The sequence below is a fragment of the Candidatus Aquicultor secundus genome (genome assembly GCF_002791875.1).
GTDB lineage: Bacteria > Actinomycetota > Aquicultoria > Aquicultorales > Aquicultoraceae > Aquicultor_A > Aquicultor_A secundus.
In genome coordinates this window covers 1-3,667 of the sequence record NZ_PFNG01000252.1, presented here as the reverse complement: position 1 = coordinate 3,667, position 3,667 = coordinate 1, and the positions used below count along the sequence as shown (strand labels likewise).

Here is a 3,667-nt window from a genome sequence, read left to right as displayed (position 1 = left end):
TTTCTACCGAATAATAGTGCGCTTACCAAAGGAGTTTTCTTGCTATAGTTTTCAAAGACTCTTATTGGTGAAATTACTGTTAAAGACTGCTTGTCCTATCTTTCACAATCCTAATTTACCAATAAATGGTGCACTAGCCAAGCGATTTTTAACTAGTTTTTAAAATTCTTGTAGAGCTATGGGGCGAAAGGGGTGCCGGGCGCACACAAAAAAGGTGGGCGCTTGGCCCACCTTTTATCGGTTGCATCTATCCCCTTACGTTGCTTGGGGTGCCGCCTCTTCCTCTTCAACCTCATACTTATCGAGGAACTCCTGGTAATTTATCGTTTTTGGCGGTTTCTTGCCGTTGCCCTCAAGTACCTCCCGTACCTTTTCGTCTTCAAAGGCCAGGGTAAGCCTGCCCAGCAGGATCTTCTCGGCCAGCTTCTTTTTGGCTAAGGCAAGGAAGGCAGCCGTATTTTCCGTGACGTCGTGCTTCTCGACAAGCTCCCGTATCTCTTCTTGCTTATACTGCCGAACGATGGCGATATCCGCGAACTTTAATGCATCTTCCTCGTAATCCGCAAACCGGTCGAAGACTTGCTGGCTGACGTGTACCCGTTTTGCCACCTGGGTGAGAAGTCTCAGCTTCTGGTCCTGTACGACGAGTTCCATGAAATCCTCGTTGGCGATGAACTTCTTGCGGCGCAGCAGAGCCATCAGCAGCGGTATCAGCAACAGTAGCCACCACGGGAAGTTATCAAACGGACCCTCTTCACCGGGTATCGTAAGCCGCACTACCTGGACGCGGTCGTTGAACTTGTCGGCAATTGCGAAGACCTTGTTTCCCATGTATGCGATTCCATCGGGCATGTTGAACTGCCCTTCAAGGTTACCGGCGCTGCCGCCGAACTGCGCTACCTGATTTCCCCTGGTATTAAAGACCTTGATTGCAAAGTCGAAGGCGTCAACGACGTATATGCGCTCTTTCTCATCCATCGCCAACCCGGCGGGAAGGTTCAGGCCCTTCTTAGGATCGAGTACGGCTGCCGGCGGTCTTCCTCTTGTCCAGAGGACATCGCCTTTTTTATTTAATGCAACAAGCCGTGTGTTATTAGTGTCCGATACATAAATGTTGCCGCGGTTATCAACGACGACACCGTGCGGATAATCAAATCCGCCGAGCGCACGGCTTCGCGAGCCCCAGCTATTAAGGATTTTTCCATCGAGGCTGAGTATCGCGATCGGGCCGAAGGTGGACAAATATATCCTGTCCTTGCCAACCGCGGGCGTAACGGGCGACATGATTGTGGTTTCCGAGATGTACTTGCCCTGCAGGTTGAAGATTACCAGCCTAAAGCGCTCTCTATCGGCCACATAAACCCGGCCCCTTTGCGAGTCGACCGCGACCCCGATCGGTCCGCGAAGCGACCCCGGCGCCATACCTTGGCTTCCGAAGGAGCGGATGAAGTTGCCGTTGTTGTCAAATTCAGCGACTTTGCCTCTGCTGGGCAGGGTGACATAAATGTTGCCCTTGTCGTCGGCGGCTACACCGGTCGGTCGTTTCATTAGCTCATCGGGTTTGTCGCCCCAACCGTAGATGCTAAACAGATGAGTCATGCCCTGGTTTTCGACTTGATCGTTTGGATTGTTTAGTACATAGAAGTAGAAATATGCAAGGGCAGCCATCGTCAGGAGCAATATTGCTACCAGAATAATCAAGGTCTTAGTTCTAACCAACTTAACGCCTCCTAGCTTTCATTCGCTGGCTAATCTTATTTCTTTTTCACACCGAGCGCTGCCTGGTTTTGACGAAGCAACTTTACCTGCAATTGCTGAATTGCCATCTGAGCATCAGCGTGATCAGGTATAAATCGAAGGGTCTGCTGGTACTCGTTCATTGCAAGGTCGAACCTGCCAAGACCCTCATAAGCCTTGCCGAGCTGGTAATGGGCATCCGCACCGCCATCCATCCTTTGCAGAGCTTTTTGAAGGCAGAAGGCGGCCTGGTTGTAGTCTTTCTTCTTGTTCAAGATAACGCCGAGGTCGTACCAGGCCAACTCGTTTTTCTGCTCGGTAACCTTTAGCTCCGCCTTTAGCTCCTCGATGGCTTCATTCTCTTGTCCGTTATCCATATAGATTTGAGCCAACGTGTAGTGTAGCATCGGTGCTGAAGGCGAAAGTTCAATCGCTCGTTTAATATGCTGCACGGCATCCCCAATTCTTCCGAGGTCCGCTTCTGCTTTGGAGAGTTTAAAGAGCCCGTCGGCGTTTTTCGGATCCTTAGCCACGGCTGCTTTTGCAATGACATATGCCTGTTCTGCCGGGTTTTGAGGTACATCGGAGCCGGTAAATACGTCCTTCAGCATAAATCCGAGGACTACAATAATCGCAAGGGTTAAAAAGATTGTTAGATATACTAAAATCTTTCTGACGTTACCTTCCATACTACTTCCTTTCAAACCTTTGAACTTTTATGGTGACCCTTTTCACAAGGGTGAACTAAAAAAAGAACGATTCAAATGATAGCACACAGAGTCTACAGAGGCAAGGTTGCAAAATGAGTATTTGTTGTCTGTGAGCTGGCATTAATGCGGCTGATTTTGTATTATTATGGTTGCATGTTTGTATTTGTACAAGGAGGTATTTGATGAACCGGATTAAATTCGGCCTTATTGTTTTATTCGTTGCGATACTTGCTATCGGCAGCATAGGTTGTTCGCGCGGCGGAAAGGCCGCCGATGCAGGCGGTTCCGCGGACGATGTGAAGCAGGCAGATGTTCAGCCGGATAGTACCAACGACTCGCAACCGCAAGGCGGTGCGGCGGGCGAGTCCGAAAAATCGAAGTGGCCCTATGCGGTAATCGAAACGAATAAGGGGACGATAGTATTTCAACTTTTCCCCCACAAAGCCCTAAAGAACGTCGCGAATTTTATACGGCTCGCAAATGCCAATTTTTACAACGGGATCAAGTGGCACAGGGTTGTGCCGGGCTATGTCATTCAGGGCGGCGACCCGTTAAGCAGGGACAACAATCAGGACAACGATGGATTCGGCGGGCCGGGATATGCGGTTGCCGCGGAAATCAACGATGTTCCGCATTTGAGGGGTACGGTTTCGATGGTACATAACGAAAAAACTACTGACGGTGGCAGCCAGTTCTTTATCTGCCTCAGCGACCAGCCCAAACTTGATGGGCGGTTTACCGTTATCGGCAAAGTAACCGAGGGCATGGATGTCGTGGATAAGATCCGGCACTACGATGTCATGAACAAAGTCTATATTATCGGTAAGTAAATTATCAGTAAGAAAAACGGGAGCGCTCTAGTGCCGGAACACCATAATTATTGTGTCATTCTAAACGCCGGCAATTGTCATTCTGAACGAGCGATTAGCGAATGGTGAACGCCGGCAATTGTCATTCTGAGCGAAGCGAAGAATCTAGCGGGCGCTCACGTACTTCTGTCACTTAAGTGCGTCTAAGCTTAGACCCTCCCGCACAAGAAGAAGGTTTCCGCACCCAAGATTCTTCAGTCGCTTCGCTCCTTCAGAATGACAGCTAATCGCTCGTTCACCATTTGCTAATCGCTCCTTCAGAATGACAATCAATTGCTAATCGCTCCTTCAGAATGACATCGCCGTTCACTATTTGCTAATCGCTCCTTCAGAATGACAACTAAGCGCCGT

General features: G+C 49.4%; 3 protein-coding genes. 1 reads left to right on the top strand and 2 read right to left on the bottom strand.

The features are described 5' to 3' along the window. Positions 1–255: 255 nt before the first annotated feature. Positions 256–1,719, bottom strand: coding sequence for a 6-bladed beta-propeller (locus COY37_RS10760; protein WP_286679129.1), 1,464 nt, complete (start codon positions 1,717–1,719; stop codon positions 256–258). Positions 1,720–1,754: 35 nt separating this feature from the next. Further along, positions 1,755–2,426 carry a tetratricopeptide repeat protein gene (locus COY37_RS10755; RefSeq protein ID WP_286679130.1) on the bottom strand — a complete coding sequence of 224 codons (672 nt, stop codon included), beginning with the start codon at positions 2,424–2,426 and terminating at the stop codon, positions 1,755–1,757. 203 nt (positions 2,427–2,629) lie between these two features. On the opposite strand from COY37_RS10755, the gene COY37_RS10750 reads away from it, so the two are divergent. Further along, positions 2,630–3,277 carry a peptidylprolyl isomerase gene (locus COY37_RS10750; protein ID WP_286679131.1) on the top strand — a complete coding sequence of 216 codons (648 nt, stop codon included), beginning with the start codon at positions 2,630–2,632 and terminating at the stop codon, positions 3,275–3,277. The last annotated feature ends 390 nt before the right edge of the window (positions 3,278–3,667 follow it).

Excerpts from the sequence above, each read along its gene's own strand:
- COY37_RS10755 (WP_286679130.1), bottom strand. The coding sequence starts at position 2,426 with ATGGAAGGTAACGTCAGAAAGATTTTAGTATATCTAACAATCTTTTTA.
- COY37_RS10750 (WP_286679131.1), top strand. The coding sequence starts at position 2,630 with ATGAACCGGATTAAATTCGGCCTTATTGTTTTATTCGTTGCGATACTT.